The sequence below is a fragment of the Paenibacillus sp. GCM10027626 genome (assembly GCF_042676285.1).
Lineage (GTDB): Bacteria > Bacillota > Bacilli > Paenibacillales > Paenibacillaceae > Paenibacillus_Z.
Map to the genome: position 1 here is coordinate 289,385 of NZ_JBHTHC010000007.1, position 15,357 is coordinate 304,741.

Here is a 15,357-nt window from a genome sequence, read left to right on the forward strand (position 1 = left end):
GAGCTGAGTAGATGGGCCTGGATCCGATTAACCCAATGTTATTACCTATACCGGAAAGCTTTGAAAGCGATCGCTTGCTTATACGCGCCCCGCTTCCCGGCGATGGCGCTGCTGTAAACGAAGCAATGAAAGAAAGCGCAGAGGAGTTGCGGTGTTGGATGCCGTGGGCTCAGACCATGCCTACGATCGAGCAATCTGAATTGAACATCCGCCGATCCCAACTTCAGTTTATGGAACGCTCTGATCTTAGGTTGCTCTTATTCCACAAGAATGACGCCCATTTCATTGGCAGCAGCGGCTTACATAGAATCGATTGGCAAGCGCGAAAATTTGAAATCGGCTATTGGGTGCGGACAAGCTGCAGCAGACAGGGGTTTATAACAGAAGCGGTCGAAGCAATCAGCCAGTTTGCCATTGATCAGCTGCAGGCCAATCGAATTGAAATTCGCTGCGACGCCCGCAATGTTCGCAGTGCGCTCGTTGCGGAGCGGCTGCAATTTACGCTTGAAGGCACCTTGCGCCGCGATCACTGTGATCCGGAGGGCTTGCTCCAGGATACGCTGGTCTTTGCCAAGGTTCGGGGGATTGAATTTTAGAGCCTGGCTCTAGTGCCTCTCATCGAAAGAATGAGGAAGCTTGCGCACACCATTGTGCGGGCTTCCTCTTTTTTGCTTCATGAGACTTTCGCCGCAAGCGCAATATAATCGCGCAAAGCAGTATAACTATTCTGGACACTGGCTATACGCGCGTCTTCATTTTCATCCTCCGAAAGTAATGGAAATGGCAGCGCAGCATTGACCGATCCCAGCATAGAGGCTAGCGGTTCACGCCCTGCATAATACTCGATCGAAGCTGCTCTTTTTTTGGTGAAAGGCGCCTCCCCTACATACATTTTGAGCAGCTCTGCAAGCAGCTCCGCTACGGTGTCAGGCGGCTCCAGTTCTTCGCTGGCAATTGTCCCATAATGGTCGAGCGTAATCGGGCCATGCGGCTCTGAATACCATTCATTGACGGCTTCGCTAGTCCGGACATAATCCAGCTTGGGCGGCAAATCTTGAAGCAGCTCTGTAAGGTCGGCGGCTTTGCCCGGCTCTTCATCCGTCATCGTCTGCACAGCATGCAGGCGATCAGCCTGGATCCAAATCACGCCAGCAGTAATGGCAATGGTGACAATACTAAAAGCAATGGCAGCTCCTAGCAAATTCATCCGTCTTTTGGTCACTTCAATTACCTCCCTTATATTCAGCACAGATGATTGCTCATTACATAGATTGGCACCGCAGCTCTATATCTCCATATCGTTGCCGTTTCCCGCCATATATATCCCTAAGTGCAATAAACGACATAGAGATCACTCTTCCAGCATGGTCTGCCCGATAATGCTCGTCTTATATAATTTTTTATACAAAATGCTGATTTTTTGTCGAAAACCTAGCTAAAAATCTGTTTTCTATATATTTTATTATATACAATTTGAATCTATGTGTAAATTTTTATATACTAGTAAAGAGGTGGGACAAAAAATGTCAAGTCATAGCGCAAGAGAAATTTTAATGAGCTATATTCCGCTCGCCGATGGAATCGCCCAAACATTCGGACAACAATGCGAAGTCGTCCTGCATGACTTGACGGCTCCGCAATCTTCCGTGATTTATGCCGCCAATCCGCATGTCAGCGGGCGCGAGGCCGGACAATCCTTTCACCAGTTGATCACGCAAGTGCTGCTTTCCAAAAAGCTGGATAACGATGTAGTAGCGGGCTATAAGACAACGACTGAGGATGGACGGACGCTAAAGTCTACAACGGTTCTCATTCGCAATATAGAGCAAGCTGTGATTGGCGCGCTCTGTATCCATTACGATATAGAGCCTTTTAAACAGATGCAGCAGATTTTAGCTGATCTGACTTATGTGGAAGAGCCGACCACAGCAGAAGAGACGGAACTATTCGGTCATGTGAGCGAAATTGCCGACCAACTTATCGGACAAATTGTGAAATCAGAAGATGCAGAGCAAATGGATCGCAGCCGCAAAATTGAGATCATTGCTTCTATGGACGAGAAGGGCGTATTTCTGATAAAAGGGGCAATTGATAAAGTCGCGGAAGCATTGAAAATATCGAAAGTAACCGTGTACAGCTACTTGGATGAGGTTCGTCAGAAAGAATAGAGGCGGAAATGAACGACGGTCCGCCGAGGTCCGCCCCTGGCCCGCGACAGCCTCAAAAAGGCGCTCCCTCCGAGAGAGAACGCCTTTTGCCTGATGAAGCTGCTTACGTACTCGGTCAGACTCCGCACGCGAACTAAGTCGCGACCATATTGTACGTCATAATCCACATCGAGCCGGCCACAATGACGAGCAGAATAATGAGACCAAGAAGCAGCGTAATCAAGTTATAACGCGGCTTTTTTTCTTCCCGCAGATGCATGAAGAACAGCAATTGCACGCCAAGCTGCAAGACGGCAGAAATCATAAGCACCGCAGCATTAGCTGTCCCTTCAAGCCAGCCTGTCTTGACAACTGCAAAGGAAATCATCGTTAAGACAAGCGAAAAAATAAAGCCGATCGTATACGATTTGGCAGAGCCGTGGCTTTCTGCCGACGAGTGCGTATTTTCATGTGGAGCCACTTAGCTCACCCCCATCAAATAAACAACTGTAAAGACGAAAATCCAAACGATATCAAGGAAATGCCAGAACAGACTGATAACGTTCACCTTGCGGCGGGTTACTGGCGTAATGCCTCGCCTTGCCAGCTGGATCATCAGCCCGGCCATCCACACCAGACCGACCAGCACGTGTAATCCATGGGTACCGACCAACGTATAAAATGCCGACCAGTGCGCGCTCCTGTCCATCGTCGCCCCTTCGTGTGCAAGATGAGCAAACTCATAAATCTCCAACCCCAGAAAAATAGCGCCAAGCAAAGCTGTCACGCCAAGCCAGGCAATTAAAGCATTCCGCCGCTGGCGATTCATCGCCAGCAATGCCATGCCGCATGTATAGCTGCTTGTCAGCAATATAAATGTACTGACCAAAATCATATTCAGATCGAAGAGCTGTCCCGGCTCCGGTCCGCCATCCGTATTGTGGCGCAGCACGATATAGGTGGCAAAGAACGTCCCGAACAAAATAACATCCGTCATTAAATAAATCCAAAAGCCAAAGGTGCGCAGCTCTTCCTGATCATGATGCTCATGATGCGCATCATGTGCCTTATTAGCCGCCGTTGATGAACGTGCCATCAGTGAATCACCTCTCCTTCCAGTCCGCCGCTGCGATACTTGCTTTCTGTACGCTTAATTTCATCAACCGGAATATAATAATCGGTATTGTAGTTGAATGAATGTGCCAGCATGCAGATCGCCACCCCTGCAAGGCCAGGAATGATGAACCACAGCCAATGAAATACAAATCCGAAGCCGGCGATAAACCAGCAAATCGACATTACAAAAGGAATACCCGAATTGCGCGGCATATGAATCGGCTCAAGCTGCGGCGCGGCTGTCTCTATGCCTGACGCCCCTTCTCCCCGCAGTTTGCGCTCCCACCAATCGTCCTGCTCCGTAACCTGCGGCTGTACGGCAAAGTTATAATGCGGCGCCGGCGAAGGAATGGACCATTCCAGCGTTCTGCCGTTCCACGGATCGCCTGTAACATCCCGGTTCGCATGACGATGCTTGACACCGTGGGCAATTTGCCATACTTGGAACAAGAAGGCAAGGCCCATCAGGAAGGCGCCGATCGTCGAGACGAGATTCATTTCGAACCAGCCTTTATCCCAGCTATAGGTAACGACTCGCCGTGTCATTCCCATCAAACCAAGCACATATTGCGGCATGAAGCAGAGATAGAAACCGATGTTCCAAAACCAGAACGCCCATTTGCCGATGCGCTCGCTCAGCCTATAGCCGAACAGCTTCGGCCACCAATAATACAATCCGGCAAAATAACCGAAAACAACCCCGCCAATAATGACCTGATGGAAGTGCGCGATCAGAAAATAGCTGTTATGGAACTGGAAATCTGCCGGCGCGACAGAAAGCAGCACCCCTGTCAGCCCGCCTACTATAAAGCAGGGAATAAAGCCCATCGTCCACAGCATTGGCGTTTCAAACGTGATTTTGCCCCGGAACATCGTGAACAGCCAGTTGAACACCTTTGCTCCGGTTGGAATCGCAATCAGCATCGTCGTCAGCGCGAAGAAGGCATTAACGTCAGCTCCCGAACCCATCGTAAAGAAGTGATGCGCCCATACGAGAAAGGACAAAATGCTGATGATCATCATCGCATAGACCATTCCTTTATAGCCGAACAGCTTCTTTTTCGAGAAGGTGGCGACGATTTCCGAGAAAATGCCGAAGGCAGGAAGGACAATAATGTACACCTCAGGATGTCCCCACATCCAAATAAGGTTAATATACATCATCGGGTTGCCGCCGCCGTCCAGTGTAAAGAAATGCGCGCCCGCATACCGGTCAAGAAAAAGCAGGGCAAGCGTAGCCGTCAAAATAGGGAATGAAAATATAATTGCGATACAGCTGGACAATACCGACCAAGGGAACATAGGCATTTTCATCAGCTTCATGCCCGGCGCCCGCATTTTCAAGATCGTCACTATAAAGTTGATGCCTGTCATGAGACTGCCGATCCCGGAAATCTGGATGCCCCATATATAGAAATCCTGTCCAGGCCCCGGGTTGTACATCAGCTCCGAGTACGGCGGATAGGCCAGCCAGCCCGCGTCCGGCGTGCCGCCAATAACGAAGGAGAGATTGAACAGCATCGCCCCGAAAAAAAACAGCCAGAAGCTGAGCGCATTAAGAAACGGGTAAGCGACGTCTCTTGCTCCGATTTGCAGCGGTACGATAACGTTGAACAGACCGAACATAAACGGCATCGCCATAAATAAAATCATAATAACGCCATGCGTCGTAAAAATCCCGTTATAATGCTCCGGTTGCAGAAATGACATATCCGGCATAACAAGCTGAGTGCGCATAAGCAATGCGTCGACTCCGCCCCGGAACAGCATCAGGAAGGAAGCTATAATATACATAATGCCTATTTTTTTATGATCTACTGTTGTAAGCCACTCTGTCCATAGCCACTTCCATTTTTTAAAATAGGTCAGACTTACGACGATCGCAAGGATGGTCAGCACAATGCTGACATCTGCTCCGTATATGAGCGGATCGCCGGTTACAAAAAATTCGGAAGCAAAGTCTTTCACTTTGTCCCACATAAGCAACTATCCCCTTCCTAATCCTTGCTGCCAGCTCCATGCTGATGATGCGAAGCTGCATATTTGTTTACCGTTTTCTCGAACAACCGGTCCGGTACCGCCGAATAGCTGCGTACCTCAGAAGTCGATGGCTTGGCCAGCTCACTGTATTCTTCAAGCGTCAACGGCGGAGCTGATGCTTTAATCTGCGACACCCAACGATCGAACGAAGCTTTCGTAGTCGCCTCCACATCGAAATACATATCCGCAAAATGAGTCCCTGTAAAATTAGCGCCCGAACCCCAGTACATCCCCTGCTCATCAGCCTGCAGATGCAAAATCATCGCCATACCGGACATCGCATACATTTGACCGCCAAGCTGCGGAATCCAAAACGAGTTCATAGGCGAATCGGCCGTAATTTCGAAACGAACTGGCACACCAACGGGTATTTTCAGTTCATTTACTGTAGCAATTCCTTGCTCCGGATATTGAAACAGCCACTTCCAATTAAGCGACGTCACTTGAACAGTGAGCGCCTGCTGCTCAGACGCGATCGGTTTGGACGGATCCAGCGCATAAGTTCCTTTCACAGTAATGACACCCAAGGTCAAAATAACGATGATGGGAATCCCCCACCATATCGCCTCGAGCTTCGCACTATGCTCCCAACGCGGTGTGTACGGCGCTTTTCGCCCTTGCCGGTCGCGATAACGCCATACAATGACAGCAGACATAATCAGTACCGGAACAATGACTAGCGAGGTGAGCAGCGTAGCGATGACCATCAAGTCCCGCTGCTGCGCCGCAATCGGCCCTTTCGGATCGAGCACGACGATTTTCTCTGTACATCCGGTAGCAAGCAGCAGCACAACCGGGAGCAGCGCTAAAGCGAACCACCTGAATGATTGCGACAATTTCAACGTTCTTCACTCCTATCGTTCTTGCAGTCATTCTTGAATCAAGTCCACTTTAGTTGAGAACCCCCAAAGTGTCACCAACCACTGGACGCTGATCTGCCACCAGCCATGTTCAATAATTCGCAACAAAAAAAGCCGCACAGCAACCGCTCTAAGCGGTCTGCTCGCAGAATTGTCGAAATGGCGGGTTACATTTGGCCAGAAACGCCTTATATTAATGGAATTATTAATAGGGGAGTTGATCGATTTTGGTTAACATACAACCGTTGCATGGTGTCATCGTGCCTATCATCATTCCGCTGGATCAGCAGGGAGCTGTAGATCACAAATCGTTCAAACAAGTGATAAAACATTTAGTAAGCCGCCAGATTCATGGCGTTATTTTGCATACGGAGTGTAAAGATGCGGCCAAGTTGGCAAGCAGCGAGCTGGAGGAGCTGATTCTTACCGCCGGTATTGCGCTGGGCGAGGCGTCGTTTATAGTTGGGATCGCCCCTGAAACTACACGCACTGTTGTTCAGCACATCAAATCTTTGAAAGCTTTAGGGGCCGATGCTGTTCTTGTTGCTCCGCCCTACTCCCCTTTTGAAAACTGTAACAGCTTTATTCGTTATTTTTTGACGCTTGCAGAGGCGGAGCTTCCGATTATTCTTCATAATCGGCCGCAGCGCAATGGAGAAGCGCTTGAGCTTTCAGCCTTGCAACCTATTATGGAACTGGATCATATGATCGGTGTCGTTGAGGGGACGGGCAGCATTCGCCGGCTGTTTCAACTCTCACGCGGTTTGGCCAAACCTGTGCTGAGCAGCCGCGACGATTTATTTTTCAGCTCCCTATGCTGCGGCACAAGCGGCGGCCTTGTTACAAGCGCGCATGCTGACAGCGAGCTGTTCGTTCATACGTATGAACTGTACCGCAGCGGCAAGATTGATGAAGCCAAGCAATTGTTCGACCAATTGCTGCCGCTTATTCAATTTATCCATTCCGAATCTTCCCTTGCACCGTTAAAATGGCTTTTGGCCGAGCGGGGGCTTATTAGCTCCGGATTGCCGGTTTCCAGCAGTATGCCGGTATGAGCGACGGGGGAGCTTATCGCATATCCTCCCATCCAATTGGGACAGCAAAAAGCCATCCATGTTCAATGAATGGCTAAACATTTGTCATCGTACAGATAAAAATGAATTCGTTACTTTCGGGCTTTCAGTGGTATGATAAATATCACAGATTACTTGCAAGGATGGGAGCTGAGAACATGTGGAAGCCCGATCGACAACATAAAAAACCGCTTTACATCCAAATTGCCGATCATCTCGCTCATCGCATCGGCTGTGGAGAATTTCCCCCCGGCAGTTTGCTTCCATCAGAACGTAAATTGGCCGAACAGCTTGACGTAAACCGCAGCACGGTCATATTGGCCTTTGCTGAACTGCGCGCTGCCGGCATGATTGAAAGCCGGACAGGAAGCGGCACGAGAGTCAGTACATCCAAATGGGGAGCGACGCCGAAATTAACGCCAAACTGGCGGCGCTATGCAGAGGGCGGCAACTTCCTGCCGAATGTGCCATTTTTGCGGCGAATTAGAGAAGCATTATTGCAAAATCCGCAGCTTATAGATTTTGCGAGCGGCGAGCTGGCTGCCGATCTGGCGCCAATTCAGGAAATTACGAAGCTAATGAGCGAGCATCAATATACGTCCTATTTGGGCTACGATAATCCGCAGGGCTATATTCCGCTGCGGCAGGCGCTCGTCACCTACTTGAGCGATTATCGCGGTATAAAGGCTACAGAATCATCTATTTTGATCACTTCCGGATCACAGCAATCTCTTCATCTTATTGCCCAATGTCTGCTAGCCCCTGGAGATGCGATCGCCATTGAAGATCCATCCTATAACTATTCGCTGCCTATGTTCCAGTCGGCCGGGCTGCGGCTATTCCGCCTGCCAGTGGACGAGCATGGAGTGCAGCCTGATGATATTCGCAGCTTGTATAAAAAGCACCGGATCAAAATGGTTTTCCTGAATCCGAACTTTCATAATCCGACCGGCACCCTATACTCTGAGGAACGCCGCCAGCAAGTGCTCGATGCGGCAAGCGAGCTGGGACTGCCGATTGTCGAGGATGATCCGTTCAGCCTGACCGCTTATGACGGCTCGCCGCCGCCGCCGCTCAAGGCACTGGACAGCTCCGGCTCTGTTCTATATATCGGCTCCTTCTCCAAAATCGCCGCCTCCGGACTGCGGATCGGCTGGATGGTTGCCCCTCATTCGATCGTCGAGCGTTTGGCCGATGCCAGACAGCAGATCGACTTCGGCCTCAGCATCATTCCGCAGCAGGTGGTGGCGCAGTTTTTACAATCGGCTTATTTTGCCCCGCATTTGGAGCGGCTGCGGGCTCAGCTGCAATTCAAACGCGATTTGACTATCGAAGCCTTAAACAGTGAGCTGTCTGGTCTGATCGAATATGCCGTGCCGCAAGGCGGGCTTCACTTATGGGTTAAGCTTCTGCCCGATATTCCGGATAACAAATTATTCGAAGAAGCCGTGAAGAAGGGCGTCATATTCGTGCCTGGCAGTGTATACGGCTCCGATGCCAGCTTTGTCCGCTTTACTTATGGCAGGGCAAAGGCTGAGGAGATTCAGGAAGGAATCGCCAAGTTCGCAGACGCGCTCCGCGAGCTTTAAGCGGGCGAAGCGGACCGTAGATCCGTTATCTGTGAACAAACATGTCAAATTGACGGGGATGCGGACCATGGTTCCGTTATTTGCCCCAAATCGCCGCGAAAACCCGGCAAAAACAGCAAATAACGGATCGTGTGTCCGCGAAACATCCTAATAGGCCGGGTTTCAACAAAATAACGGATCCTGTGTCCGCATGACTCACACCCGCCCGCTTCTACGGCAAATTATCCACAGAAAATCGGCAGCCTCCACAGTTCCGTTTCTTTTTAGGTCGGCCGAATGTTCAAAAATAGCGGCCATGACTTCCGTTAGCGTTCGTTGTTCGGCACATTTAACCGGACTGCTCTTTTGTCGTTTTCCCATGATCACCAATTCGCAGCTGTATTATGATCATGGTTACAATAACGACGATCATATAGATTAAAGCTGGAATGTAACTGTGGAAAGAATCAAATAATAAACCTACTATTAAAGGCCCTGCCGCGCCAATAATATAGCCTCCGCACTGAGACATCGCCGACCAGGAGCCTGCTTCCTCCGCAGTAGCCGTTTCTACGATCGGCAGCATCAGAGCGAGCGGGAATAAACCGCCAGCGCCCAGTCCCATAAAAAGTACAGCAATAATCATTGGCGCCCCGGACAACAAAAGTATAATACCGAGCAATTCTGACATACTGCAAAGAACTAGAAACAGTCTCCGCTTTCCATAGCGGGATACTAACGCCGGCACTACCATCGACACCGGAATTTGAATTAACGTAAACAAAGTGAGCAACAAAGCGGCACTCGCTTTGCTATGGCCAAAATGCTGCGCCATCGGGGAAATCCAAGCCGTTAACGAGTAAAACATACTTGCCATCAAGCCGAAGAAGCCTGTAAGCAGCCAAGCCCGCTTATTGCCAAGCGGAAGCCTCGCCGCCCCTTTGGCCGCGGCTGACTCGGCAGACTGCTGCCCATTTTTTTTGCCAATAAGCCCGCTCCAGCCCACCAGGGCAATAACGCCCAAAATAGCCCAGCAGGATAAGGTAAATTCCAAATTATTGCCTGTCTGTGTATAGATTGGGACAGCTAAAGCCGAAGCCAGCGCCGCTCCTACAGTCATCGACGCTGAGTAGACGCTGACAATACTTGGACGATGCGGAAAGTATTTTTTAATAAAGCCGGAGAGCAGCGGCCCTGCAATACTAATGCCAATCCCGGCTACTATCGCTGTTGCAATGAGCATCGCTTCCGATCCGATGACGCCCCGTAAAGCTGTCGCAGCAGTAATGAGACCCAGCGCTATGAAAATCGTGCGCTCCAGCCCAAAGCGGTCCCGAATCACTGTAGCGATTGCAGCAAAAGCACCCATACAAAGTACCGGTAAAGTTGTAAGCAAGCTGGCAGTCATGCCGCTCATCCCTGTGTTCGCTCTTATCGTTTCCAATAATGGTGCCACAGAGGTAATGACAGGACGCAAATTTAATGATGCCAAAAAAATAACGGTTAACAAATATAAAGTTTTTCTCATCCTATCCTCACCTCAATCATTTTGTAACTTACTTAAGTATAGTTCCCTCTTATCAATTGATCAATACTATCGTTTCTATTATAATAATAGGAATTAACTATCCTTGAGGTGGATATTTTGGACACACGCCATGTTCACTATTTTCTAGCAGTCTGCAAGCATTTGCATTTCACTAAAGCGGCACAGGAGCTTGGCATCAGTCAGCCTACTTTAAGCCAGCAAATTCGCGTTTTGGAAGATGAGCTGGGCGCAGCGCTGTTTGACCGCATCGGCAAAAAGACCATTTTAACCGAAGCTGGCAAGCTCCTGCTAATTTACAGTAAAAAAATGCTTGAAGCCGAGCATGACGCCAAAGAAGCGATCAAACAGTTGCTGGTGGGCGGAGGCGGAACAATCCGCTTGAGCGTCCTGCCTTCCGATCTTGATTTTCAGCTTGTTCCCCTGTTCGTCCGATTTCACGAATATTTTCCAGCGACACAGCTTCAAGCCATCTCAAGTTTGACCATTCACGAGGATATCCTGGAAAATAAAGCTGACCTCGGAATTGGTCTCATTCGGCACGAGGATAGCAGGCTCTTACAGATCCCGCTTCGTTCAGAGCCTTATGAACTGATTGTCAGCCGCGCTCATCCATTGGCTGAGAAAAAGCAGATCAGCCTGCAAGACATCAAAGATTTGCCCATCGTTATGTATCCGCGCGGGTTTCTAGGGAGAGAACTTGTTGAAAAAGCATGCCGGGAGCAAGGATTTCAGCTTACGACGGTGATGGAGACGACAACCGCCTCTTCTCTGCTCCAGCTGACGCGGGCCAACATCGGAGCGACGATCCAGCCGCAGGGGCTGCTGTGCCAAAGCGCAGACCGGCACGAGTATGTCGTCCTGCCGATAACCGACTATCCTCCCATTCGGCATTTATCGCTCATCTATCGTTCGGACCGCTTTATTGGTACGGCTCAAAAGCAGCTTACTGCTTGGCTTATTGAATATTTTGAGCAGCTTTAAAACAAAAAAAGATGGACAGAAGTTTGACTCTGCTCCATCTTTTTTCGGTTATATTATTGTAGATAGCGACAATTTTCGCAAAATTGATGCGCGTCTACGCCGCATGCTTCCCTGCTTGCGCCATATGTGGCAGCAATTGCAGTTATCCCAGCTTAACCATCCAGCCCAGTTCGTCCTCAACTGTGCCGTTTTGCACGCCAGTCAAAGTGCTGTACAGTTTGCCAGAAAGCTCGCCAGTCATGCCATCATTAATAATCATCTGGTTGCCGTCCCAGTTTAGCTCGCCGATTGGCGAAATAACAGCAGCCGTACCCGTACCGAATGCTTCCTCGAGCGTACCGCTTTTATGCGCTTCATAAACTTCATCAATCGAGAGCGCACGTTCTTCTACCGGAACATTCCAATGCTTCAGCAATTGGATGATCGAGTTGCGGACGACACCATCCAAGATGCTGCCGTTCAATGCAGGTGTAATGACCTTACCGGCAATTTTGAAGAAGACATTCATGCTGCCCACTTCTTCAATATATTTGCGATGAACCCCGTCAAGCCACAGCACTTGCGCAAAGCCCTTTGCTGCTGCATCGTCCTGCGCTTTCAAGCTTGCTGCATAGTTGCCTGCTGTCTTCGCGAAACCGACGCCGCCTTTAACCGCACGAATATAATCTGGTTCAACATAAATTTTAACCGGATGAATGCCTTCGGCGTAGTAAGAGCCAACTGGCGACATAATAATGATAAATTGATAATCCGTCGAAGATGTCGCCCCCAAGGAAGACTCCGTCGCAATAATAAACGGCCGGATATAGAGCGATGTTCCCTGTTCCTCAGGCACCCAGTCCTGATCCGCAAGTACGAGCTGCTGCAAGGCATGTAAAGCAAACTCCTCATCGATTGCCGGAATGCTCAGGCGATCATTCGATTTATTAAGACGTTGAAAGTTCTTTTGTGGGCGGAACAGCTGCAGCTGTCCGTCTGGCGTGCGGTACGCTTTCAACCCTTCAAATACGGTTTGTCCATAGTGCAGTACTTTCGCAGCCGGATCGAGCGTCAGCGGCTGATAAGGAATAATGCGCGGGTTAACCCAACCTTCACCTGCATGGTAGTCCATAATAAACATATGGTCCGTATAGTATTTTCCGAATCCTAACTTATCGGCGGCAGGCTTTTGTTTCTTCTGTGTCGATAGCTCAATCTCCAACTTGTACGTCATCGATAATCCACCCTTTTCAAGTTATCCGTTTCCCTTAGTTGAATTGTATCATTGCTTCACGTATATTTAAAGTATCTGTTTTATGTATTATCTATACCTTTTAAGTATGGGAGATTGGAGGAGTGTCATGGATATCCGCCAATTGCGCTATTTTTTGGCGATTGCTAACGAAGGGCAGATTACCCGTGCGGCCAAAGTGCTGAACATCGAGCAGCCCCCATTAAGCCGGCAATTGAAGCTGATGGAGCAAGAGCTGAACGTCACTTTGTTTGACCGGAGCGGACAGCGCCTGAAGCTGACGCAAGCAGGAGAGCTGCTGCGCCAAAAGGCGGAGGGCCTGCTGCAGCAGTTTCATGAAACGATGCAAGCTGTCAAAGAGATGGATGAAGGAATCCGCGGCAGACTGTCGATTGGCGCCGTCGTATCCTGCATTTCTCTGCTGCCGCCTAGAATCGAGCAATTTTTGGAAAAGTACCCGGAAGTCACCTTCAAAATAAGTGAAGGCGATCATTTCTTATTAAATGAGCAATTGGAAAAACGCAATATTGAATTAATCGTTGCCAGACTTCCATTTGAGGCTGCAGTTGCCAACCGCAACTATTCGGTACTGGCTCTCCCGTCCGATCCTTATGTCGCCGTACTCCCCAGCCACTGGAACCTGGCTGCCACGCATGAAGAAATCAATATTCGCGACCTTGCCGATCTCCCGCTGCTTACATTAAAAACAGACGAGACGACAGGCATGCACAATCGGGTCATGAATGAATGTAGAAGGCACGGCTTCGAGCCGAAGGTTATTTGCGAATGCTCCAGCGTTGCCATCATTATGGCTTTGGTAGCCGCAGGCATCGGCGCAACGGTTTTTCCGGAATCAGTCATGGCTTCTTTTCCTTCTCCTGTCATCAAGATGCTCCCCATTTCCGATCTGGATTTCCAATCTGAGGTCGGCATCGTCTGGCTGAAGGATCATTATTTGTCGCGCAGCGCCCAGCACTTTATCGCTACATTTGAATGAGAAGAAACGGCTGACGCCATCCTTGGCGCGAGGCAAGTTTCTTCCCCTGAAATTTTATAAAATTTATCAGGTAAAACATTTCTATAAAATCAATGAAAAGAAACCGTCTCTTATAAAATGGAGGGAATGCATGCCTGTCCATTTTATGAAGAAGACGGTTTCCTTCTATTTTAATGAAATGACAAGAATAATCGCTATTATAGCTCCGATTATATAAAATCCGGTCAAACGGGCCCATTTCTTCCCGGTGTTCTGAAAATAACCAGTATTCTCTTGTTTGTTGCTCTGTGATTGAGCGATTTGAAGTGTTCCAACGACCCCAACGAGCATGACGACTATAAGAATAATCGTTACCCATACCATCCTTATCACCTGCCTATGGACTATCGTTTGCCTTGCAGCTTTATTATAAGGACTGTCTACTCCCTTGCCACCATCCAATTTACTGCAGATTGGACCGGTCCACTTGCAGGATTCAAGTTCTGTTCCTTGTGAACTATCGAAATATTGCTGTCGTATCGATAAAAGCTTGGGGAATGCCCTCTCCGGCCTTATACTAGTAGTTGTAAGGAGGACGATGTTATGGATGCAGAGCTTTTTGATACGGTGTACCAATCGATAGTGAAAAAAGAAGCCACATACGACGGCATCTATTATACAGGCGTCAAGACGACGCGAATCGTCTGCCGTCCTTCATGCCGGGCGAAAACTCCGAAACAGGAAAATATCATTCTCTATCCAAGTGTTGAAGCGGCCATTAAGGAGGGGTTCCGGCCATGCAAACGGTGCAAGCCGGAAACGGCAGGCACATTGAATCCTGATGCGCTTCTCGCCTCGCACATCGATCGCATGATCGCGCAAAATTACGGGCAGCAGCTGACGCTCGCGGCCATCGCCGGCGAGCTTGCGATTAGCCCCTATCATATGCAGCGCGTCTACAAACGAATGCGGGGCATAACGCCGCTTGAGAAATTGCATCAGCAGCGTTTAGCCGCCGCGCGTCGACTGCTGGAAAATAACACTTGTACCGTACTTGAAATTGCAGGCATGGTCGGCTTCCGCAGCGCCTCACATTTTGCCAGTTGGTTTCGCGAACAAACCGGTGCAACACCATCCGCCTATCGCGCACGGAACAATAAATCTTAAAGATAGTGACCTGCAGGCAGTCACTAAATCGGGAAAGAGGGTCATTGTATGAGAACGCAATTAACATGGAGCAAGCTGCTCATAAACGAAGAAGAATGGCTGGTGCTGGCTACTGAACGCGGCTTATGCCGCATTATTTTTCCACATGAAGGATTGCAAGATTTTCAGGCTTGGCTGGGGCTCGTTGCGCCGGATTCACCGCTGCAGGAGGATGACTCCGCATTGATTCAGACCGGGATTGCCGGGCTGCTGCAGCGGTATTTTGCCGGTGAGCCGGTATCGTTCAAGGATGTGCCTCTTGATTTGATCGGCACTCCTTTTCAGCAGCAAGTATGGACAGCTCTGGCCGATGTGCCATACGGCGAGACCCGCACCTATGGTGATATTGCGGCAGCGATCGACAGCCCACGGGCGGTACGCGCGGTAGGTGCTGCGAACGGTGCGAATCCGCTTCCGATTATTCTCCCCTGCCACCGCATTGTAGGCGCCAATCGCAAGCTGACCGGTTTTCGCGGCGGGCTTGTCATGAAAAAGCGGCTGCTTGAGCTGGAAGGCATCACGGATGTAGCGGACGGCGGACATGCACGCTTTCAGTTCTAAGAATAAGCAAAAAGGCAGCCACGAATGATGATTAAGTGGTTGCCTTTTT

16 protein-coding genes are annotated in these 15,357 nt (G+C 49.5%); 8 read left to right on the top strand and 8 right to left on the bottom strand.

Annotated features, from left to right (window positions below):
- The first annotated feature begins 11 nt into the window (after positions 1–11).
- On the top strand, positions 12–596 hold the full coding sequence (locus tag ACFQ0N_RS16000; RefSeq protein WP_379327806.1) for a GNAT family N-acetyltransferase: 585 nt from the start codon (positions 12–14) through the stop codon (positions 594–596).
- Between the two features lie 77 nt (positions 597–673).
- Here ACFQ0N_RS16000 and ACFQ0N_RS16005 read toward each other — a convergent pair whose 3' ends face one another.
- Positions 674–1,222, bottom strand: a complete 549-nt coding sequence (locus tag ACFQ0N_RS16005; RefSeq protein WP_379327808.1) for a hypothetical protein — start codon at positions 1,220–1,222, stop codon at positions 674–676.
- A 301-nt stretch (positions 1,223–1,523) separates the two neighbouring features.
- Between ACFQ0N_RS16005 and ACFQ0N_RS16010 the strand changes: the two genes are divergently transcribed.
- The gene (locus ACFQ0N_RS16010; RefSeq protein ID WP_379327810.1) at positions 1,524–2,168 is read left to right on the top strand and encodes a helix-turn-helix transcriptional regulator; all 645 of its coding nucleotides are present in this window, start codon (positions 1,524–1,526) and stop codon (positions 2,166–2,168) included.
- Between the two features lie 133 nt (positions 2,169–2,301).
- Here the strand turns inward: ACFQ0N_RS16010 and cyoD are convergent, their stop codons facing one another.
- The 4 genes from cyoD to cyoA are packed head-to-tail and all read right to left on the bottom strand — an operon-like array spanning position 2,302 to position 6,145.
- Complete coding sequence (cyoD, locus tag ACFQ0N_RS16015) at positions 2,302–2,628, bottom strand: cytochrome o ubiquinol oxidase subunit IV (RefSeq protein ID WP_379327812.1); 327 nt, start codon at positions 2,626–2,628, stop codon at positions 2,302–2,304.
- Positions 2,629–3,243, bottom strand: coding sequence for a cytochrome o ubiquinol oxidase subunit III (gene cyoC, locus ACFQ0N_RS16020; protein ID WP_379327814.1), 615 nt, complete (start codon positions 3,241–3,243; stop codon positions 2,629–2,631). It abuts the gene before it with no gap.
- Complete coding sequence (locus ACFQ0N_RS16025) at positions 3,243–5,243, bottom strand: cbb3-type cytochrome c oxidase subunit I (protein WP_379327817.1); 2,001 nt, start codon at positions 5,241–5,243, stop codon at positions 3,243–3,245. The genes cyoC and ACFQ0N_RS16025 overlap by 1 nt, the downstream gene beginning before the upstream one ends.
- 17 nt (positions 5,244–5,260) lie before the next feature.
- Positions 5,261–6,145 (bottom strand): ubiquinol oxidase subunit II, encoded by an 885-nt coding sequence (gene cyoA / locus ACFQ0N_RS16030; protein ID WP_379327819.1) that lies wholly within the window; start codon positions 6,143–6,145, stop codon positions 5,261–5,263.
- Between the two features lie 245 nt (positions 6,146–6,390).
- On the opposite strand from cyoA, the gene ACFQ0N_RS16035 reads away from it, so the two are divergent.
- Positions 6,391–7,218 (top strand): dihydrodipicolinate synthase family protein, encoded by an 828-nt coding sequence (locus ACFQ0N_RS16035; RefSeq protein WP_379327821.1) that lies wholly within the window; start codon positions 6,391–6,393, stop codon positions 7,216–7,218.
- 176 nt (positions 7,219–7,394) lie between these two features.
- Positions 7,395–8,825 (top strand): MocR-like pyridoxine biosynthesis transcription factor PdxR, encoded by a 1,431-nt coding sequence (gene pdxR, locus ACFQ0N_RS16040; RefSeq protein ID WP_379327823.1) that lies wholly within the window; start codon positions 7,395–7,397, stop codon positions 8,823–8,825.
- Positions 8,826–9,153: 328 nt separating this feature from the next.
- On the opposite strand, the gene ACFQ0N_RS16045 is transcribed toward pdxR, so the two are convergent.
- Positions 9,154–10,332 (bottom strand): MFS transporter, encoded by a 1,179-nt coding sequence (locus ACFQ0N_RS16045; RefSeq protein WP_379327825.1) that lies wholly within the window; start codon positions 10,330–10,332, stop codon positions 9,154–9,156.
- 117 nt (positions 10,333–10,449) lie between these two features.
- Here ACFQ0N_RS16045 and ACFQ0N_RS16050 point away from each other — a divergent pair, with 117 nt between their 5' ends.
- Positions 10,450–11,334 (top strand): LysR family transcriptional regulator, encoded by an 885-nt coding sequence (locus ACFQ0N_RS16050; RefSeq protein ID WP_379327827.1) that lies wholly within the window; start codon positions 10,450–10,452, stop codon positions 11,332–11,334.
- Between the two features lie 142 nt (positions 11,335–11,476).
- Here ACFQ0N_RS16050 and ACFQ0N_RS16055 read toward each other — a convergent pair whose 3' ends face one another.
- Positions 11,477–12,547: a branched-chain amino acid aminotransferase gene (locus ACFQ0N_RS16055; protein ID WP_379327829.1), complete on the bottom strand. Its 1,071-nt coding sequence runs from the start codon at positions 12,545–12,547 to the stop codon at positions 11,477–11,479.
- A gap of 127 nt (positions 12,548–12,674) precedes the next feature.
- Here ACFQ0N_RS16055 and ACFQ0N_RS16060 point away from each other — a divergent pair, with 127 nt between their 5' ends.
- A complete protein-coding gene (locus tag ACFQ0N_RS16060) occupies positions 12,675–13,562 on the top strand; it encodes a LysR family transcriptional regulator (protein WP_379327831.1) in 888 nt (295 codons plus the stop codon).
- Here the strand turns inward: ACFQ0N_RS16060 and ACFQ0N_RS16065 are convergent.
- Positions 13,549–13,920: a hypothetical protein gene (locus ACFQ0N_RS16065; RefSeq protein ID WP_379327833.1), complete on the bottom strand. Its 372-nt coding sequence runs from the start codon at positions 13,918–13,920 to the stop codon at positions 13,549–13,551. The genes ACFQ0N_RS16060 and ACFQ0N_RS16065 overlap by 14 nt on opposite strands.
- Positions 13,921–14,144: 224 nt before the next feature.
- On the opposite strand from ACFQ0N_RS16065, the gene ACFQ0N_RS16070 reads away from it, so the two are divergent.
- Entirely contained in the window at positions 14,145–14,708 is a 564-nt protein-coding gene (locus tag ACFQ0N_RS16070; RefSeq protein WP_379327834.1) for a bifunctional transcriptional activator/DNA repair enzyme AdaA, read from the top strand.
- Positions 14,709–14,756: 48 nt separating this feature from the next.
- On the top strand, positions 14,757–15,308 hold the full coding sequence (locus ACFQ0N_RS16075) for a methylated-DNA--[protein]-cysteine S-methyltransferase (protein WP_379327836.1): 552 nt from the start codon (positions 14,757–14,759) through the stop codon (positions 15,306–15,308).
- The last annotated feature ends 49 nt before the right edge of the window (positions 15,309–15,357 follow it).

Excerpts from the sequence above, each read along its gene's own strand:
- ACFQ0N_RS16000 (WP_379327806.1), top strand. The coding sequence starts at position 12 with ATGGGCCTGGATCCGATTAACCCAATGTTATTACCTATACCGGAAAGC.
- ACFQ0N_RS16010 (WP_379327810.1), top strand. The coding sequence starts at position 1,524 with ATGTCAAGTCATAGCGCAAGAGAAATTTTAATGAGCTATATTCCGCTC.
- cyoC (WP_379327814.1), bottom strand. The coding sequence starts at position 3,243 with ATGGCACGTTCATCAACGGCGGCTAATAAGGCACATGATGCGCATCAT.
- ACFQ0N_RS16025 (WP_379327817.1), bottom strand. The coding sequence starts at position 5,243 with ATGTGGGACAAAGTGAAAGACTTTGCTTCCGAATTTTTTGTAACCGGC.
- pdxR (WP_379327823.1), top strand. The coding sequence starts at position 7,395 with ATGTGGAAGCCCGATCGACAACATAAAAAACCGCTTTACATCCAAATT.
- ACFQ0N_RS16045 (WP_379327825.1), bottom strand. The coding sequence starts at position 10,332 with ATGAGAAAAACTTTATATTTGTTAACCGTTATTTTTTTGGCATCATTA.
- ACFQ0N_RS16055 (WP_379327829.1), bottom strand. The coding sequence starts at position 12,547 with ATGACGTACAAGTTGGAGATTGAGCTATCGACACAGAAGAAACAAAAG.
- ACFQ0N_RS16060 (WP_379327831.1), top strand. The coding sequence starts at position 12,675 with ATGGATATCCGCCAATTGCGCTATTTTTTGGCGATTGCTAACGAAGGG.
- ACFQ0N_RS16065 (WP_379327833.1), bottom strand. The coding sequence starts at position 13,920 with ATGGGTAACGATTATTCTTATAGTCGTCATGCTCGTTGGGGTCGTTGG.
- ACFQ0N_RS16070 (WP_379327834.1), top strand. The coding sequence starts at position 14,145 with ATGGATGCAGAGCTTTTTGATACGGTGTACCAATCGATAGTGAAAAAA.
- ACFQ0N_RS16075 (WP_379327836.1), top strand. The coding sequence starts at position 14,757 with ATGAGAACGCAATTAACATGGAGCAAGCTGCTCATAAACGAAGAAGAA.